This window comes from Clostridium sp. DL-VIII (assembly GCF_000230835.1).
Lineage (GTDB): Bacteria > Bacillota > Clostridia > Clostridiales > Clostridiaceae > Clostridium.
The window spans coordinates 827,720-848,906 of the sequence record NZ_CM001240.1; the positions used below are offsets into that span (position 1 = coordinate 827,720).

The 21,187-nt window shown below is 28.7% G+C and carries 11 protein-coding genes; 9 read left to right on the top strand and 2 right to left on the bottom strand.

Translation table 11 applies throughout. The features are described from left to right. The first annotated feature begins 200 nt into the window (after positions 1-200). From CDLVIII_RS03850 to rho, 4 genes are all read left to right on the top strand, one after another. Positions 201-9,596 carry a non-ribosomal peptide synthetase gene (locus CDLVIII_RS03850; protein WP_009168118.1) on the top strand — a complete coding sequence of 3,132 codons (9,396 nt, stop codon included), beginning with the start codon at positions 201-203 and terminating at the stop codon, positions 9,594-9,596. 391 nt (positions 9,597-9,987) lie between these two features. Next, positions 9,988-10,293, top strand: coding sequence for a hypothetical protein (locus tag CDLVIII_RS03855; RefSeq protein WP_009168119.1), 306 nt, complete (start codon positions 9,988-9,990; stop codon positions 10,291-10,293). A gap of 170 nt (positions 10,294-10,463) precedes the next feature. Beyond that, positions 10,464-12,074, top strand: coding sequence for a CTP synthase (locus CDLVIII_RS03860; RefSeq protein WP_009168120.1), 1,611 nt, complete (start codon positions 10,464-10,466; stop codon positions 12,072-12,074). Positions 12,075-12,366: 292 nt separating this feature from the next. Then, positions 12,367-13,839 (top strand): transcription termination factor Rho, encoded by a 1,473-nt coding sequence (rho, locus tag CDLVIII_RS03865; RefSeq protein WP_009168121.1) that lies wholly within the window; start codon positions 12,367-12,369, stop codon positions 13,837-13,839. A gap of 43 nt (positions 13,840-13,882) precedes the next feature. On the opposite strand, the gene CDLVIII_RS03870 is transcribed toward rho, so the two are convergent. Beyond that, positions 13,883-14,989, bottom strand: coding sequence for a glycosyltransferase (locus CDLVIII_RS03870; RefSeq protein ID WP_009168122.1), 1,107 nt, complete (start codon positions 14,987-14,989; stop codon positions 13,883-13,885). Between the two features lie 189 nt (positions 14,990-15,178). Next, a complete protein-coding gene (gene rpmE / locus CDLVIII_RS03875; RefSeq protein WP_009168123.1) occupies positions 15,179-15,388 on the bottom strand; it encodes a 50S ribosomal protein L31 in 210 nt (69 codons plus the stop codon). A 189-nt stretch (positions 15,389-15,577) separates the two neighbouring features. Here rpmE and CDLVIII_RS03880 point away from each other — a divergent pair, with 189 nt between their 5' ends. The 5 genes from CDLVIII_RS03880 (at position 15,578) to CDLVIII_RS03900 (ending at position 21,171) form a co-directional block, all read left to right on the top strand. Continuing rightward, a complete protein-coding gene (locus tag CDLVIII_RS03880; protein ID WP_009168124.1) occupies positions 15,578-16,165 on the top strand; it encodes a thymidine kinase in 588 nt (195 codons plus the stop codon). 23 nt (positions 16,166-16,188) lie between these two features. After that, positions 16,189-17,949 carry a peptide chain release factor N(5)-glutamine methyltransferase gene (gene prmC, locus CDLVIII_RS03885; protein WP_009168125.1) on the top strand — a complete coding sequence of 587 codons (1,761 nt, stop codon included), beginning with the start codon at positions 16,189-16,191 and terminating at the stop codon, positions 17,947-17,949. Positions 17,950-18,221: 272 nt separating this feature from the next. Continuing rightward, positions 18,222-19,304, top strand: a complete 1,083-nt coding sequence (prfA, locus tag CDLVIII_RS03890) for a peptide chain release factor 1 (RefSeq protein WP_009168126.1) — start codon at positions 18,222-18,224, stop codon at positions 19,302-19,304. Between the two features lie 137 nt (positions 19,305-19,441). After that, positions 19,442-20,029 (top strand): hypothetical protein, encoded by a 588-nt coding sequence (locus tag CDLVIII_RS03895; RefSeq protein WP_009168127.1) that lies wholly within the window; start codon positions 19,442-19,444, stop codon positions 20,027-20,029. Between the two features lie 92 nt (positions 20,030-20,121). After that, on the top strand, positions 20,122-21,171 hold the full coding sequence (locus tag CDLVIII_RS03900; RefSeq protein ID WP_009168128.1) for an L-threonylcarbamoyladenylate synthase: 1,050 nt from the start codon (positions 20,122-20,124) through the stop codon (positions 21,169-21,171). Positions 21,172-21,187: the final 16 nt, after the last annotated feature.

A 21,187-nucleotide genomic window follows, 5' to 3' on the forward strand; every position in this document is an offset into this window, starting at 1 on the left:
CATAATCATTACTTGTAAACGTTTGAATGTCAAAAAAGTTCTTTTTATATAAAAAAATATACATTTAAAGTGGATAACATTGAATTTTGTAAGAAATACGATTAAATTTTGTAATATATAGACGATAAATTAAAATTTTGTAGATTTTAGGAAGCAGAAAAATTAGTCAATTGATCTTAAATTTAAGGGGAGATTATTATATGAAATATGGATTAACACACGCACAAAGAAGAATATTATATACTGATGATTTATACAAAAATTCATCAATTTCAAACATTGGAGGTGTATGTTATGTGCCTGGAGACGTGGATTTTAAGGCACTAAAACAGTCAATTGATGAATTTATAGGGAAAAATGAGATTTTTCATTTTAAGTTTAAAAATGAAAATGGACAAGTATATCAAGAATTAGTTGATTGTAAATGTAATGAAATTGAATTTATTGATTTTGATAAGAATAAAAATAAATTTGATAAGTGGTGTGAGCAGTTTTTTGATGAGGCTATTTCTGTATATGATAATTATTTATACAAGTTTGTATTATTCAAGTTAGATAATAAAACAAACGGGTATGTTACTAAAATGCACCATATAGTTTCAGATGGATATTCTTTTGCAATTTTAACAAATCAGATAGCAGAAATCTATGATAATTTATTAAAAATAAGAGAAATAGATACAGCTGCAGTTCCATATTCAGAATATATTAAATCAGAAAATGAGTATTTACAATCAGAAAAATTTTTAAAAGATAAGGAATTTTGGAATGAGAGGTTTTCAAATCTAAATGAAGAATTTTTATATAAAGAAACATATGATTGTAGTGGAGAGAGTTACAAATATAAGATTCCAACTAAAATAACTAATAGATTAAATAAATTATTAAATGAAAATAATATAACAAGGAATACATTTTTTATGTCTTTATTATATTTATATTTTTACAAGAAAACAGGGGAAAAGGATATAGTAATAGGAATGCCTGTTTATAATAGAGCTAGCAAGAAAATGAGAGCAGCTATAGGTATGTTTGTAAGTACAGTACCGGTAACTTTTAGAATTAATAACGAAATTAATTTTAAAGATTTTATAAAAGAGCTAAACGTTCAATTAAGAAGCTGCTATAAACATCAAAGTTATCCATATGATATATTGATAAATGATTTGAAATTACCTCAAAAAGGATTTGATGGATTATTTAAATTTGTATTTAACTATTATAATGAGTCTTTTAGGTATCCTATGAATAATAGTGAGATACAAGTAGAAGAAATAACATCTAAACAAGTAACACTTCCTTTAAATTTGATCTTGAGAGAGTTTCTTGAGTCGAGTTTGGAGTTAGAGTTTCAATATAGAGCAAATGAATTTAGCGAAGAAGAAATTAAAATTATGTGCAATTGCATTAATAATATGCTAGTACAATTAGTAGAGAATTTTGATACAACTATTAGTGATATAGAAATGATAAGTCCTTACGAAAAAGAAAAAGTTTTAACTAAGCCTAGTGAGACAAAATGTATAGAAGGTATAAAGCATTATAGTATTAGTGATTTTATTGAAAGAAATAAAAGCATTCCAAAAGAAGGACACGATATGTCTGGAGCAAAAGTTTATATAGTAGATCCAGATAATAGTTTGCAGCCAATTGGTGTTGAAGGGGAATTGTGCATAGCTATACAAGGAGCAATTGAAGAAACTGTTAATAATTTCGGATTTCCACAAAAAAGTTTTATAGATAATCCATTTGATTCAGTAAATAATAAGTTATATAAAACTGGAGAATTAGGAAAGCTTACGTCAGATGGAAATGTATATCTTTTAGGAAGAAATGAAAGGCTGGAAAAACAAAAAAGGTATTGGATAAATAGACTGAAGAATATACAGAACTTAGAACTTCAAGCAGACTATGTGAGATCTGCTACACAAAACTACGAAGGTAATTCTATTTATGTAAATCTGTCAAAAAGATTAGTGGATGGGATTGAGCGAATTTCAAAGGATATGAATACGACTCCATATATGGTAATGATGTCTATATTTAATATTATGCTTTCAAGATATGTCAATCAAGAAGATGTTGTAATTGGAACACCAATAATTGAAAGAAATAATCATGATTTAAAAAACATAGAGGGAAGATTAGTAAATACAGTTGTAATATATGATTCAATAAGTTTTAAAGATAGTTATAATTTATATTTAGATAAATTTAAAGAAGTTTTTATAGAGGCAATGGAAAATTCAAATTATAAATTTGAACAATTAATAAGTGATTTAGATATAAAAAAAGATCAAAGCAGAAACCCGCTCTTTGATTTCATGTTTGTTTGGAATGAATTAAACTTAGATTCTTTTAACCTTGAAGATGTTAAAGAAAAAACAGTAGGAATGAAAGAGGAAATTTCAAAGGTTGATTTAACTATGAACATACTCAAAAATAATGACAAGATTAATTTGAGCATAGAATATTCAGGAAATTTATTTAAAGAAGCAACAATAAAATTTATGATAAAGCATTATTTAAATATATTAGATCAACTTGTAGAAAATGTAGCTATTTCCATAGAGGATATTAAACTAATAGATAAAATAGAAGAAAAAATTTTATTAGAGAATTTCAACAATACAAATTTTTCATATAATAAGGCCGCAACTATAACTAAATTATTTGAAGAACAGGCAGAAAAAACACCAAGTAATATAGTTGGAGTATATAAAGATAAGAAATTAACTTATAAGGAGCTAAATGAAAAATCAAATTCTTTAGCAAGAATTTTAAGAGAAAAAGGTGTAAAAGCAGAAACAATAGTTGGGATAATGGTAGATAGATCGTTAGAAATGCTGATAGGAATAATAGGAATCCTAAAGGCTGGAGGGGCATACTTACCAATAGATACTGAATATCCAGAAGACAGAATAAAGTATATGTTAGAAGATAGTAATACAAAAATTCTTTTAACACAAAATAAATTGTTAGGAAGCATAAATTATAATGGAGAAGCTATAGATTTAGAAGATAGTAAGTTATATGAAAGAGAGAATAGTAATGTAAATACTAGAGGAAAGTCAAATGATTTAGCATATGTTATATATACTTCTGGAACTACTGGAAAACCTAAAGGTGTAATGGTAGAACAAAAAGCCCTTGTAAATTTGTGTATTTGGCATAATGAGTATTATGAAGTAACTGAAAAAGATAATGCAACAAAGTACGCAGGTTTTGGTTTTGATGCATCAGTATGGGAGATATTTCCTTATATTATATCTGGAGCAACTCTGCACATAATAGATAAGTCTATAATGCTTGATAAAGATGCTTTAAATAAATACTATGAGGATAATAAGATAACAATAGGCTTCTTACCTACACAAATGTGTGAAGAATTTATGAGTTTAGAAAATAAATCCTTAAGGAAATTGTTAACTGGAGCGGATAAATTAAAGGTTTATAAAAAGCAGACTTATGAATTAATAAATAACTATGGTCCAACAGAAAATGCAGTAGTTACAACAAGCTTTAAGGTAGATAAAAATTATAATAACATACCAATAGGAAAACCTATAAATAATTGTAAAATATACATATTAGGAACTAGTAATAGTTTAATGCCTGTAGGAGCAGGCGGAGAATTATGCGTTTCAGGATATGGACTTGCAAGAGGATATTTAAACAGAGGAGAACTCACAAAAGAAAAGTTTGTGGATAATCCATTTGAGCCAGGAACAAAAATGTATAGAACAGGGGATTTAGCAAGATGGCTTTCAGATGGAAATATAGAATATCTAGGAAGAATAGATAATCAGGTAAAAATAAGAGGCTTTAGAATAGAAATTGGAGAGATAGAAAATCAACTCCTAAAAATAGAAGATATAAAAGAAGCTGTTGTAATAGCTAAAAAGGATAGGAATGAAAATGCGTATTTGTGTGCATATATAACAACAGAAAGAGAACTAGATGTATCAAGTATAAAAGAAGAATTGTCTAAAGAGCTTCCTAATTATATGCTGCCAAAATATATCATGAAGATAGATAAGCTTCCATTGACACCAAACGGTAAAGTTGATAAGAGAGCTCTACCAGAAATAGACATGTCTAAGGTAGCACAGACAGAATATAAGGCACCTAAAAGTGAGACAGAAAAGATTTTAGCAGAAGCGTGGAAAGCAGTATTAGAGATAGAGAGAATGGGGATTAATGACAATTACTATGAATTGGGTGGAGATTCAATAAAATCAATACAAATAGTATCGAGGCTGCATAGTCATGGTATTAAGCTCGAAATAAAAGATTTAATGAAGTATCAAACAATAGAAGAGCTAAGTAAACATGTTAAGTATAGTAATGTTAAAGCAGATCAGGGAGTAATTGAAGGAGAAGTATATCATTCACCAATACAAAAGTGGTTTTTTGACAATAAATTTGCAGTGGAAAATTATTTTAACCAAGCATTTATGTTTGACAAAAATGATGGGATAGATGAACAAATATTAAAAAAAGCCTTCATAGAGATAATGAAACATCATGATGTATTAAGAATGATATATATAAAGGAAGATAATAAAATTAAGCAAGTAAATAGAAATATAGAAAACATAGAAAATATGTTCACGTTAAATGTATATAATTTAGAAAATGCAGAAGATTATAAAACAGAAATAGAAGATTTAACAAACAAAATGCAGGAAGGCATGGATTTAGAAAATGGAATTTTAGTGAAACTTGGTTTATTCAAAACAAGTGAGGGAGACCACTTACTCATAGCAATACATCATATGATTATTGATGGTATATCATGGAGAATATTACTTGAAGACTTAGAAAAAGCTTATGGAAGTGTAGAAAGTGGAAAAGCAGTAGTGTTACCAGAAAAGACTACGTCTTATAAAGTTTGGGTAGAAAAGCTTAATGAATATGCTAATAGTAAAGAAATGCTTAGAGAAAAAGAATATTGGAATAATGTAACTAACATAGAGATTAAAGAGCTTCCAAGGGACTTCAAAAAGTGTGAAAGTACTGTAGGAGATAGTAAAAATATCATTATAAATTTATCAAAAGATGAAACCGAAAGGCTCCTTAGAGGGACAAGTACAGCGTATAATACAGAAATAAATGATATACTTCTTTGTTCATTAGGATTAACTATTAAAGAATGGTCCAAAAACGAAAAAATTCTTATAGGGCTTGAAGGTCATGGAAGAGAAGAAATAATAGAGGATGTTTCGATAAATAGAACATTAGGGTGGTTTACATCTACATATCCAGTGATTTTAGATATGAAAAATAGTGATGATATTGGATACTCAATAAAAAATACAAAAGAAACTCTAAGGCATATACCAAATAAAGGTGTTGGATATGGAATCTTGAAATATCTAACTGATCCTGAGAATAAAAAGGATGTTTGTTTTGAGTTAAATCCTGAAATAGGATTTAACTATTTAGGGGAATTTAGTGAAAGTAATGCTGAAAGCTTATTTAAGTATTCTAAGATATCAAGTGGAAAGACTATATCAGAAGAAAATAAAAAATTAAACAATATTGAGATAAATGGTTTTGTAGTGAATGGAGAACTAAAATTCATATTTAATTATAGTATTAAAGAATATAAAGCTGAAACAATAGAGAAGCTAACAAAGTTATATACAAAAAATCTGCTTGAAATTATAAAACACTGCGAAAGTATAAGGGAAACAGAAAGAACACCATGGGATTATGGAGATAGAGAATTAAGTGTAGAGGATTTAGATAAAATACTATCATACAAAAAAGAAATAGAGAAAATACACTCTTTAACCCCAATGCAGGAAGGCATAATGTATAATTCAAGGATCAATAGAGAGTCTAATGCGTATTTTGAACAAAGTATATTTACAGTAACAGGGCCATTAGATATAGAAATATTGAATAAGGCATTTAATAAACTTATAGAAAGATATGAAATACTAAGAACAGCATTTTTCTATGAAAATATAAGTGAGCCTAAACAAGTAGTTTTAAGAAATAGAGAATTAAAGATATGCTATGAAGATATAAGTAATCTGGAAGAAAATAAAGAAGAATATTTGGAAAGATTTAAAAAGAAGGATAAAGACAAAGGATTCGACTTAACTAATGATTGCTTAAATAGATTATCGGTAATAAAAATCGATAGCGATATATATAAGATAGTATATAGTTTCCATCATATAATTATGGATGGGTGGTGCCTAGGCATAATAATAAACGACATAATAAATATGTATAAATTAATATCTAAAAACGAAGAAATAGTGTTTGATGAAACAGAACCTTATAGTAAGTATTTAGAGTGGCTAGATAAGCAAGATAAGGCATCAGAATTAAGCTATTGGAATAATTATCTTTCTTCATATGAGCAAGAGATTAATATACCTAAGCTTGAAAATTTAGCTGAGGAATTTGTAAATGAAGAAGAAGAAATTATAATTAGCGAAGATTTAACTTATAAATTAAAGAGTATGGCAGAAAAAGGATCTATAACTCTAAATTCTGTTATCCAAACAGCTTGGGGGGTATTGTTACAGAAGTATAACAATACAAATGATGTAGTATTTGGTTCTGTTGTTTCTGGAAGACCAAGTGAAATTAATGGCATAGAAAATATAGTCGGATTATTTATAAATACAGTTCCTATTAGGGTAAAAGGGGAAGATACTACAGAATTCATAGAGCTTGCAAGAAAAATAAATGAGGATTTTATTGAGGCAAATTCGCATAGTTATTGCTCTTTGGCAGAAATACAGGCTTTAACAAGTATGAAAAATAACCTTATTAATCATATTGTAGCCTATGAGAATTATCCTATTGATAGAGAAATGTTAAATTCTGGTATAAGTAGTGAATCGGGGATTAAAATAATAAATAACGTTGAAATGTTTGAACAAATAAATTATGATTTTGCCCTTATAATAATTCCAGGTAGTAGCATGACTTTGAAAATAAAATATAATGGTAGTATTTATAACAAAGAAATAATAAGGCAGATAATAAAGAATCTATGTAATGAATTAAAATCTGTAGTTAATAATCCAAACATTTTAATACGAGATATAGATATATTAAATGAAGAAGAAAAAAATAAATTATTAAATGACTTCAATAAAACAAAAATGAAATATCCGAAAAATAAAACAATAGTTGATTTATTTGAAGAACAAGTTAAGAAAACACCAAGTAATATAGCAGTGGTATGTGGAAACAACAAGTTGACATATAAAGAGCTTAATGAAAAATCCAATGCTTTAGCAATGGTTTTAAGAGGAAAAGGTGTAGAAGCAGAGACAATAGTCGGGATAATGATAGATAAATCATTAGAGATGCTGATTGGAATAATGGGAGTCTTAAAAGCAGGGGGAGCATATTTACCCATAGATCCTGAGTATCCAGAAGACAGAATAAGGTATATGTTAGAAGACAGTAATACAAAAATACTTTTAACACAAAACAAATTATTAGAAAGTATAAGTTGTGCTGGAGAAACTATAGATTTAGAAGATAATAAATTATATGAAGGAGAAAATAGTAACTTAAATAATAGAGGAAAGTCAAGTGATTTAGCATATGTTATATATACTTCAGGAACAACTGGAAAACCTAAAGGAGTAATGGTGGAACAAAAAGCTCTTGTGAATTTGTGTTTCTGGCATAATGAGTATTACGAAGTAACAGAAAAAGACAGGGCAACAAAATATGCCGGCTTTGGTTTTGATGCATCAGTTTGGGAAATATTCCCTTATATTATAGCTGGAGCAGCATTGTATATGATAGATAAGTCTATAATGCTCGATAAAGATGCATTAAACAAATATTATGAGGATAATAAAATAACAATAGGCTTTTTACCTACACAAATGTGTGAGGAATTTATGAATTTAAAGAATAAATCCTTAAGAAAACTATTAACTGGAGCAGATAAGTTAAAGATTTATAAAAATCAGACTTATGAATTAATAAATAATTATGGACCAACAGAAAATGCTGTAGTTACAACAAGTTTTAAAGTAGATAAAAATTATAGAAATATACCAATAGGAAAGCCAATAAGTAATTCTAAAATATACATATTAGGAGATAATAATACATTAATGCCAATAGGAACATGTGGAGAATTATGCGTTTCAGGAGATGGGCTTGCAAGAGGATACTTAAATAGAGAAGAGCTAACAAGAGAAAAGTTTGTAGATAATCCATTTGAACCAGGAACTAAAATTTACAGAACAGGAGATTTAGCAAGGTGGCTTCCAGATGGAAACATAGAATATCTAGGAAGAATAGATAGTCAGGTAAAAATAAGAGGTTTCAGAATTGAAATTGGAGAAATAGAAAATCAGCTTTTAAAAATTGACGGAGTAAAAGAAGCGGTAGTGTTAGCTAAAGATAATGAGAATTTAGATAAGTATCTTTGTGGATACCTAACAGTGCAGCAGGAAGTAACAGTTACATCAATCAAAGCAGAACTTTCAAAAGAATTACCATCATATATGATACCAAGCCATATAATTAAAATAAATAAACTTCCAATAACGCCAAATGGAAAGGTAGATAAAAAATTTCTTGAAGAAATAGCTGTTACGCAAATACCAGAGAGTGAATATGAGGCGCCAAGGAATGAGATAGAAAAAAATCTAGCAGCTATATGGGAAGATGTATTAGGAATTAAGAGGATAGGAATAAATGATAATTTTTATGATCTTGGGGGGCATTCATTAAAGGGAACTATATTAAAGAGTAAAATAAAAGAAAGATTAAAAATAGACATACCACTTAATATAATATTTACAAAACTTACTATAAGAGAGCTAAGTGAATATATTGAGAAGGGTGAATATACTCCAGAAGATTATGTTATTTTTAACGAGCATGCTAACAAAACTATTATATGTTTTCCCCCATATATGGCATATGGTTTCTTGTATAGTGGAATTGCTAAAAGAATTAAAGATTATAAAATGTATAGTTATAATTTCATCCATAGTGATAATCTAATTGAAGATTATGTTAAAAGAATTACAAGCATAAATAGTGATAAAAAATTCGTGTTTTTCGGATGGTCTGCTGGAGGGCGATTAGCAGTTGAGATTGCGGATAAAATGAATAAAATGGGATATGATGTAACAGATATAATATTAATGGATACTATGCCTTTAAACTTCAACAAACAAACTGCTGATGAAAGCAATAAGCATAAGATATCTAAAGAAAGAGAAGCACAATTTGCAGCTGAAAATATGGAAGAAGTATTAAAGTTCATATCTCAAAATATGCCAGAGTATCTGGAATTTATAAAAAATGATAGTGAAGCACAGGAGAAAATGACAAGATATTTAGAATATTATAATTCATCTAGTGATGTTAAGAGTGTTTCTTCAAGATTACACTTGATTTTGATACCAGATGAATGTAGAGAGATGGGAGATATTGATAATAATACAATCTATAATGCGTGGAAACAAATTAATGAGGACTTGATTACGTATAAAGGATCTGGAAAACATGAAGATATGATTAAAGAGAATAATATTGATTATAACTCCAGTGTCATATTTAATATACTAGAGAAAATAGAATTCTAGAGGTTTATAATGGAAACTTATAATGTGAAAATTTCAGATATTGATTAAAGAACCTTAAATAACTTAAGCTTATTGATTGATTCAGGAAAAAGAAATAAGATTAAAAAAATTATCAGTAAGATAGATCAAAAAGGCTTAATTTAAATGTTTGGTTTTCATGTAAGTCTATTACCAATAGGATAATAAAAAGCAGATTAAGGGAGCATCGCAAAATGATTAAGTTTTAATCAGGAGCGATACTCCTTTTTTATATAAAACAATAAATTTTTAAATCTCTAAAATGTAGCATCTTTAACACTATTTTTTCAGTGTGTTAAAAATTGAATAAAGGTTTTTTTAATTGATTAAAAATGGAGAATTGAGGATATAATTTGAAAAGGAGGAAATATATATGATAAATAAATTGAAATATATAAAAATATTAAGAAATGTTTGTGATTACTATGGAATTAATGAAGAAAAATTCATAGAATTATTAAAAGATAGAGATAATAAATATATTTTACTATTAGTTTTAAAAAATAATCACTGTCTGGAAATTGATAAGATTAAAGAAGTTTTTAATTTGAAAACATCTAGAAGCATAAATAATAATCTAAAATTGGCAGAAGAAAAATTACTGGCTAATAGATATTTTAGAGAAAGGTATTTTGAATTAGAAAACACTATAGAAAAAAGCGAAATGACTAATTTATAAAAAAAGACTAGATATTGATCGTAAGATGTGATATGATATTACCTATGTTATTAAGCAACACAAATAACCCATAATGTATTTTATGGGGTAATTTACATTATAGCATTAAGTATTAAAAAAGTCAACATTAAAATGAAAATGTGATTTTATTTAACATAGGGAGGATAAAAATGAGCACTAAATATGTTTTTGTTACGGGTGGAGTTGTATCGGCATTAGGTAAGGGGATAACGGCAGCATCCCTTGGAAGATTATTAAAGAATAGAGGGGTGAATATCTCTATTCAAAAGTTTGACCCATATTTAAATGTGGATCCAGGAACAATGAGTCCTTATCAACATGGAGAAGTATTTGTAACTGATGATGGAGCTGAAACTGATTTAGATTTAGGTCATTATGAAAGATTTATAGATGAGAGCTTAACACAAAATTCAAATGTTACAACTGGTAAGATATATAGTTCTGTTATAGAAAAAGAAAGAAGAGGAGAATATCTTGGAGGTACAGTTCAAGTAATCCCCCATATAACAAATGCAATTAAGGATAAAGTATATCAAGTAGCAAAAGAAAGAGATGTAGATGTAGTAATAACTGAAATTGGTGGGACTGTTGGAGATATAGAATCACAACCATTTTTAGAGTCTATCAGACAAATAAAGAGCGAAGTTGGAGCAGAAAATGTATGTTATATCCATGTTACTTTAGTGCCATACTTAGGAAAAGCAGGAGAGCTAAAGACAAAACCTACGCAACACTCTGTAAAAGAATTAAGAATGATAGGTATTCAACCAGACATAATAGTTTGTAGAACTGAAAAAGAATTATCGGATGATATAAAAGCTAAAATTGGGTTGTTCTGTAATATAGATGGGAAATCAGTAATTCAAAATTTAGATGCAGAAAATTTATATGAAGTGCCATTAATGCTTCATGATGAAGGGTTAGATAATCTAGTTTGTGAAAAATTACATTTAGGATGTAAAGATATTGATAATTCAGAATGGATTGACATGGTTAAAAAAATTAAAAATCTTAAGAATAATGTTAAGATTGCATTAGTTGGTAAATATGTTGAGTTACATGATGCATACATATCAGTTGTTGAAGCATTAAGTCATGGTGGATATGCTAATGATGCTAATGTTGAAATTGAATGGGTTAATGCTGAAAGCTTAGAAACTGGAAACGTGGAAGAAATTCTTAAAGATGTAGATGGAGTTTTAGTGCCTGGAGGTTTTGGTGATAGAGGAATAGAAGGTAAAATATCAGCAATAAAATGGGCGAGAGAAAATAAAAAGCCTTTCTTAGGAATTTGTTTAGGAATGCAATGTGCTGTAATAGAATATGCAAGAAATGTATTAGGATATGAGGGAGCCAATAGTTCAGAAATAAATCCAAATACAAAATATCCAGTGATAGATCTTATGCCAGATCAAAAGGATATAGAAAATCTTGGTGGAACAATGAGACTTGGAAAATATCCTTGTAAATTAGATCCAGACAGCAATTCCTATGAAGTATACAAAGAAGAATTAATTCAAGAAAGACATAGACATAGATATGAGTTCAATAATGATTATAGAGCACAAATAATTGATGCTGGAATGAAGATTGTTGGAACAAGTCCAGATGAAAGATTAGTAGAAATTGTTGAGGTTCCAGAACATCCATGGTATGTAGCAGTTCAATTCCATCCAGAATTGAAATCAAGACCTAATAAACCTCATAAATTATTTGTAGGTTTTATTGAAGCAGCAGTAAAAGAAAATCAATCAAAGTAAAAAGTAAATTGTATTAATATTTGTATTATTATATAATGAATATTAGAGATAATAATTTTGAGGACTGGTAAACTTTTTGAAAGGTTACCAGTTCATAATTATGAAGAATGAAAGAACATGCAAATCAACTTTATTATAGAATCAGCTAAAAATAGAAAGTAGATTCAAATGAAATTCTAAAGGATTATATCACATCTAATTATCTTGCTATTAAATTTTCCGATTGAAATAAAATTGAAGTTAAAAAAGAATGATTTTTATAGATTGCAATCTATAAATTGGAGGTGCGAACTTGACAAAACAAGAATATGAAAGTATGACTTTAACGAGTTTGAAAGATATTGCTAAAAAAGCAGGTGTTAAAAACATATCAAAATATAAGAAAAATGAATTAATAGAAGAGATATTAAAAATTTCTAGTAATTTTATAGAAAAAGATGGTGTGATATTAAGAGAAAATATATCACCTAAGATTTCAAAAGATGTTAAAGAAGACACAATAAATAAAGAAATTAAAGAAAATAAAGAAGTTGCAAGAATAAGCAACAATAATACAAGAGTAAATAATTACTCAGAAACAAAAGTTGAAAATAATAATAGCGAAAACGCTGAAAAAAAAGAAAATTTAAGAGAAATGATAAACGAATCCAATGTCATTAAAGGTATTTTGGAGATTTTGGAGAATAATAGTTTTGGATTTTTAAGATGTAAAAATTATTTAACTAGCAGCGATGATGTTTATGTATCACCATCTCAAATTAGGAGATTCAATTTGAGAACAGGAGATGAGGTTGAAGGAAAAGTAAGAGAGGCTAAAGAAGGAGAAAAGTTTAAAGCACTTTTATTTGTCCAAAAAGTTAATGATGAACATCCTGAAAGAGCAATAGGTAGAAAATCATTTGAAACGTTGACACCTATATATCCAAAAGAAAGATTAAGGTTAGAAACTTCAGATAAAAATGATTTGGCATCTAGATTGATGGATATAATTTGCCCTATAGGTAAAGGGCAAAGGGGGATTATAGTAGCACCTCCTAAAGCAGGTAAAACTACGTTGCTTAAAAAAATTGCTCAAAACATATCTAAGAATTATCCAGATGTTAAATTAATAGTTTTGTTAATAGATGAAAGACCAGAAGAAGTTACAGACATGAAGAGATCAATAAATGGTGATGTAGTTTATTCGACTTTTGATGAAGAGCCACAAAACCATGCTAAAGTATCACAAATGGTCTTGGAAAGAGCCAAAAGAATGGTAGAGCAGGGCAAAGATGTTGTTATTCTTCTGGATAGTATAACTAGACTTTCAAGAGCTTATAATTTAACAATAACTCCTACAGGCAGAACTTTATCGGGAGGACTTGATCCTGGGGCGCTTATAATGCCTAAGAAGTTTTTTGGAGCAGCTAGAAAAATTGAAGAAGGCGGAAGCTTGACAATACTTGCGACTGCACTTATTGAAACTGGATCAAGAATGGATGACATGATATTTGAAGAATTTAAAGGAACAGGAAATATGGAAGTTCATTTAGATAGAAGGCTTCAAGAAAGAAGAATCTTCCCAGCTATAGATATATATAAATCAGGAACTAGAAAGGAAGACTTAATTCTATCAAAAGAGGAACTTGATGTAGCCTTTTCTGTAAGGAAAATAATGTATAAAGATGGAAATTCTGATGACATTACAGAAAATTTAATTAATATGTTATCTAAAACGAACAATAATAAAGAATTTATAAATGTTTTTCAAAAGAGAAATCAATAATGTAGCAAAAAAGATGATCCAATAAAATTATTGGTCATCTTTTTTAACTATTTGAAATTAAATTATCAGCTATCTGAACTATTTCAGTTAGTGAATAAGTTGATGATAATTTATTCAATTTTGATTTCATTTGAGATAATTCATCAGGATTATCTATTAAATGATTTATGGAATCATTTAGTTTACTTATATCTTTTACGTAAATTGAATATCCTTCACTAGTAAGAAAGTCTATATTCTCAGTCTCTTGTCCTGGAATAGCAAAAGGAATTACTAGAGGAATGTTTTTTACTATTGATTCAGTAACTGTTAAACCACCAGGTTTCGAAACTATTACATCACAATAATCCATTAAATAAGATATATCTTTTGTAAAACCTATTATGTGAAGCTTTTTATTCTTAAATTCTCTATCATTACAGTATTTTAGTAATTTGTTTTTTAAGTTTTCGTTTTTACCACAAACAACTGTAATCCTTAGTTTGTTTGGATTTTTTAATAATTCCTTAAGAACTGTAAAAATAGTATCCAAGCCTAAACTTCCGCCCATAAGTAATAAATTGAAATATTCATTATCTTTTAGAGTGTCAACAGATGTAACATCTGTATAGAAATTATTACGTATAGGAATTCCTATTGGATAAATTTTATTAGGATTTATATTTCTTCTAACTAATGATTGCTTAGTATAATTACTTCCGGTAATATACACATCAACATAAGGGTCTACATATAAATAATGAGCTTTAAAATCTGTAACTATTAAAATGAATGGAGCTTTTAATCCATGTTTTTTTAAATCCGAAATTACACTAATGCTAAAAGAATGACTGGCAACAATTACATCAGGGTTTATTTCATTAATTAGTTTTGCAACCTTTTTTCTTGCGAAATAAAAAGGATATTTTAAAAGCTTGTTGATATATTTAGAATCAGTTAGATTGTATATAGCTCCATAGGTTTTTGGAAATTTAGAAGCAGACATTTCATAGCCAAATACAATTATATCATTAAGTAACCTACTATTCTTAGCAAGGAAATCCAGCTTTGTAATTTCATAACCAGCACTTTTAAAAGATTCTGCCACTGAAGTAGCGGCTTGATTATGACCTTGTCCTGTAGAAGTTGTTAAGATTAAAACTTTTTTCATTAAAGTCACTCATTTCAAATGTATTATATTACATAGTTTACCATCTTTATTATATAATTTAAATATTAATTAATGCTTATTAATATATTAATATTATATTAATTTATAAAAAGTATTAATTAATTTGTATACTAATAAACTACAATAATTTAAAAAAGGGGAAAGACAAAGTCTTTCCCCAAAGATCTATTACTTGTTGCCAAGGTTGAATCTTTTGTTGAATTTATCAACTCTTCCACCAACGTCAACAATTTTTTGTTTACCAGTGAAGAATGGGTGGCATTTAGAGCATATTTCAACTTTTAATTCTGATTTAACAGAACCAGTAGTGAAAGTGTTTCCACATGCACACTTAACCACTGCATCGTGGTGGTATTCTGGATGTATGCCTTCTCTCATTATTTTTCACCTCTTTCAATTATATAAACTTATGTTAATTATTCAATAACAACCATTAAATTATAGCATAGTAGATTTTTAGCGTCAATAAATAATTTGAAGCTATAAAAAAATATCTTTTTATGAATCGCATTAAATGATATAATCGATTATGATACCTTGAATTGAAAAAAGGAGAGAATTTTAAAAATGAGTAAATTATATTTTAGATATGGTGCGATGAATTCAGGTAAATCAACACATCTAATGCAAGTTGCTTTTAATTATGAAGAACGCGGTATGAAGATTATTATTGTGAAACCAAAGGTTGATAGTAAAGGTGGAGAAAAGCTTATATCTAGACTTGGAGTAACTAGAAACGTAGATTTATTAGTTTCTGAACATGATAATGTTTTTGAAACAGTACATAATTATCTAAAAAGAAACGAAGAAATACACTGCATATTAGTGGATGAAGTACAATTTATGAAAAGCGAACAAATAGACCAGCTGTTCGAAATTGCGGTTAAGCTTAATATTCCTACTATATGCTATGGCCTTAGAACAGACTTTAAAAGAAACGGATTTGAAGGTAGTACAAGACTATTGTTGTTAGCTCATAGTATAGAAGAAATGAAAACAATATGTGCATGTGGTAAGAAAGCTATATTTAATGGTAGAAAAGTTAATAATAGATTCGTATTTGAAGGAGAGCAAATTGCAATTGATGAAGAAAATGATATTCAATATGAATCATTATGCGGGGAATGTTATTATAAATATAAAGAAAAAATATAAAAGAGAGTAAGTGATTATAATATATGAAAAGACGTGACGTTGGGGGGCAAGCAGTTATAGAAGGCGTTATGATGAGAGGAAGTAAAAGCCTTGCAACAGCTGTAAGAACTCCAAAAGGAAACATAGAAATAGATTTGAAAGACAATGGTACTATAACTAAAAAATATCCGATTTTGAACATACCTCTTCTTAGGGGATTTTTTGTTCTTATTGAATCAATGAAGGTTGGGATGGACTCTCTTAATTATTCAGCTTCTTTTTTGGAAGATGAAAGCGAAGAACCGTCAAAGTTCGAAAAGTGGCTTGATGACAAATTGGGTGAAAAAGCGAACAGTGTTTTGATGGCTATAACAATGTGCATTTCATTTATTTTTGCCATAGGTCTTTTTATTGCATTACCAACTGGAATAGCATCCATATTTAAAAGTACAGGTACTTCTATTATAGTATTACATTTAATTGAGGCAGCTATAAGAATAACAATTCTTGTACTATATATGTATTTTATAAGTAAGCTGAGTGATATATATAGAGTGTTCCAATATCATGGAGCTGAGCATAAAACAATATTTTGCTATGAAGCTATGGAAGAGTTAACTGTAGAAAATGTCAAAAAGCAATCAAGATTACATCCAAGATGTGGAACGAATTTTTTGTTTTTGGTAATGTTTATTAGTATAATAGTTTTTTCTTTTACTGGCTGGGGAGGAATTGTTCAGAGATTAATACTCAGAGTTGTTCTAATACCAGTAGTTACAGGGATAAGTTATGAATTAATAAAATGGCTTGGTAAAAATGATAGTTTATTAGCTAAAATAATAGCATATCCTGGACTTAAACTGCAGCTGTTAACGACTAAAGAACCTGATGATTCTCAAATTGAAGTTGCTATTGCTTCTTTAAAAGCAGCAGAAGGTATAAAGGATCCTAACAAAACAATTGAAGAATTACTTTGCACTGGTACATCTACGCTTAAAGAAAAAGGCATAGATACAGCCAGATTAGATTCTGAGTTGTTACTAGGAAATATAATTGAAAAAGATAGAGTCTATTTAATTACTCACAAGGAAGAAGAAGTTAATGAGGACGATACTAAAAAATATTTTGACTTAATTGAAAAGCGAAGAAATAAAATGCCGGTAAAATATATTTTAAATAAGTGTGAATTTATGGGCATTGACTTTTATATTGAGGAAGGTGTATTAATCCCTAGAAGTGATACGGAGATACTTGTTGAAGAAGTTCTTAAAAATATAGAAGAAAATGATGAAAAACAAATATGCGATTTATGTTGTGGCTCAGGGGCTATTGGTATAGCGTTAGCAGGTTTTAGGCAGAATATAAAGGTCGATTTAATAGATTACTATCCTGTGCCAGAGAAAGTTTCACTTATTAATATACAAAAAAATAGTTTAGAAAATAGAGTGAAATTTATAAAAAGTGATTTATTAGAAGAGGTCATAAAAAGCGGAAAAATATATGATATCATAGTTTCAAACCCTCCTTATATTGAGGAAGGAGAAATAAGTAAACTTATGGAAGATGTTAAAGATTATGAACCTCATACTGCTTTAAATGGAGGCTCTGATGGTTTGGAGTTCTATAGAAAGATAATTAGTCAAAGTGAGCATATATTAAAAAGAGGCGGGATATTAGCATTTGAAATAGGTTATAATCAAGGAGATGCGGTAAAATCTTTAATGGAAGAAGAAAATTTTGAAGATGTAAAGATAGTTAAAGATTTTGCAAGTTTAGATAGAGTTGTTATTGGAATTAAGAGTTAAAAATTAGAAATTGTAACTTTTAGGAAGAAAAACTGGATATCTTTAAAAAATAAATATATTATGTTGCAATTAACAATTTACGATGTACAATTGATAATGAAGAATAAAATCTATATTAAGGGATTTTTAAAGAAAATTTAAGGATTTCATATTGAGTTATCTCATGTAAATTGTAAATTAAAGTAGGCCACTTAGTTCTAACTCATAATTGTTAACTGAACTAGTTCGTGGTATAATGAAATGATATGAAAAAATAAGTACGGAGTGATTAGATGTTATTAGATAAATTAGAATTTATAGAAAGTAAATATGATGAATTATCAGTAAAAATAAGCGATCCATCAATTATGCAGAATCAGAATGAATGGAGAAAACTTTGCAAGGAACATGCTGATTTAGAGATTATAGTTAATGCTTATAGAGAATATAAGAAAGTCACAGAGGATTTGCAAGACAATAAAGAAATGTTAAGCAGCGAAAGTGATAAAGAAATGAGAGAAATGTTAAATGAAGAAATCTCTGATCTTACAAATAAGGAAGTAGAATTAGAAAACAAAATACAGATTTTATTATTACCAAAAGACCCTAATGATGAAAAAAATGTATTCGTAGAAATCAGAGGGGGTGCAGGTGGTGAGGAAGCAGCACTATTTGCATACAATTTATTTAGAATGTATACAAGATATGCTGAAACTCAAAGATGGTCAGTAGAAATAATGAGTTTAAATGAAACAGATCTTGGAGGCTTCAAGGAAGTTGTCTTTATGATTAAAGGTAATGGGGCTTATTCAAAATTAAAATATGAGAGCGGAGTACATAGAGTACAAAGAGTTCCTGATACTGAATCAAGCGGAAGAATTCATACATCAACTGCAACAGTAGCAGTATTACCAGAGGTTGACGATGTAGAAATAGAAGTTTTAGATAAAGATGTCAGAATAGATGTATTTAGAGCTTCAGGTAATGGAGGTCAATGCGTTAATACTACAGATTCAGCTGTTAGAATTACTCACTTACCTACTGGTCTTGTGGTTTCATGTCAAGATGAAAAATCACAATTAAAAAATAAAGAAAAAGCTATGAAGGTTTTAAAATCAAGACTTTATGAACAAGCAGAAAGAGAAAGAGCAGAAGGAATAGCTGAAGATAGAAAGAGCCAGGTCGGAACAGGGGATAGAAGTGAAAGAATAAGAACTTATAACTATCCACAAGGAAGAGTTACTGATCACAGAATAGGGTTAACTTTATATAAGTTAGATACGTTCTTAGATGGTGATCTTAATGAAATGATAAATGCGCTTATTACAGCAGACCAGGCAGAAAAAATGAAGTTAATGGGAAATACACAAGAATAGGCATATGAACAAGATAACAAGTCAATGTTGCAAGAAATTAGCATGCTGACTTGTTATTTTCTGAGTATGTTTAGTAACACTCAAAAAAAGCCTTACAGTATTTTGTTGGGCTTTAAAAGTATATCGGGAGATTAACTATGGATATATATAAGGCGATAAAGAGAGAAAAAAAACACTTAAAAATATTTCTAATTACTATGGTTATTATAGCGTTGATTCTTCCAACAATGTTAATGATAACTGGAAGAACTAATGTGTTCTATATAAGTTATGTTATATTTATTTATCTTTTAATAGTCATATCTATTATAATTAAAATGAATTCATACAGGGTCGAATATAGATATATGACCAATAAGTTAGTATTTAAAACAGGTATTTTTGCTAAGGAATACTTAATTATATGCGACAAGGTCGCTTTAGTACATACAAATAAATCAGATTATGATTTAGAAATAGTATTAATAACTAATGTGGTTTTTAAAAATCCGGGATTGAGACCGGTGGATAAAAACTTTTTTAAAAGATACCCGCAGATAGTTGAACACTATGATGCTATTAAACAACTTAATTCTACTAAAGATTATTATTTTCAGGTAATCAGAAGAGGTGGATTAAGAAAATATTTGTTATTGGATTCAATATACAAAAATTGTGTTAAAGCGATTTATACTGATGAAAGCATTCAAAATATAAAGATAGCACGAGGGCAGCTTATAGTATAGTATATAGTATGGTACAGTTATAAGTTCACAGTTTATGCTCAAAGGACTGTGGGATGATTCGATTGACACCTGATAGAAAGGAGATAATGTAGTTGAAAACTAAAATTAGTATGATTGAGAATACTAAGGAAGATGAAGCAAAAATAAAAGAGGCTGCTGAATTAATAAAAATGGGAGGAACTGTAGTTTTTCCAACAGAAACAGTTTATGGATTAGGGGCTGATGCGCTTAATGCAGAAGCTGTAGAAAAAATTTTTAAAGCAAAAGGAAGGCCTCAAGATAATCCATTAATAATTCATGTTGCATCAAAGGATATAGAATTATATGCAAAGGAAATTCCAGAAGTAGCAAAAGAGCTTATAAATAAATTTTGGCCAGGACCATTAACAATAATATTGAAAAAGAAAGAAGTAATACCAAGTATAACCAGTGCTAATTTAGATTCTATTGGAATTAGAATGCCAGACAATGAAATAGCTAGAAAATTAATAGAATTATCTAATACAACTATTGCAGCTCCTTCAGCTAATATAAGTGGAAGGCCAAGTCCGACAGATGTTCAAAGATGCATTGAAGACTTAGATGGAAAAGTGGATTGCATCTTGGGAGGAATAGAAAGCGATATAGGTGTTGAGTCAACAATAGTTGATTGTACAGTAATCCCACCTGTAGTATTAAGGCCGGGAGGAATAACGCTAGAAATGCTCAGAGAAGTGGATTCGAGTATAGAAATAGATAGCGCTATTATGAAAAAACCAAGAGAAAATCTAAAACCTAAAGCTCCAGGGATGAAATATAAGCATTATGCACCTAATGCTAAAGTTACAATAATTTCTGGTGAAAGAAAAAAAACTGTTGAAAAAATAAAAGAAATGGTACACTATAATATAGAAAAAGACAAAAGCGTATGTATTCTTACTGTTGAGGAAAATGCAAAAGAGTATGAAGAAGGAACAAGTATAGTTTTAGGAAGCATAGAAAATTTATCCACAGTAGCTAAAAACTTATTTGAAGCTTTGAGAAAATGTGATGATTTAGGAGCTGATTTGATCTTTGCAGAAGCATATGAAGAAAAAGGTGTTGGAATGGCTATTATGAATAGATTAAATAAAGCTGCTGGATTTGATATCGTGGAAGTTTAAACAGTTAACCTGAATA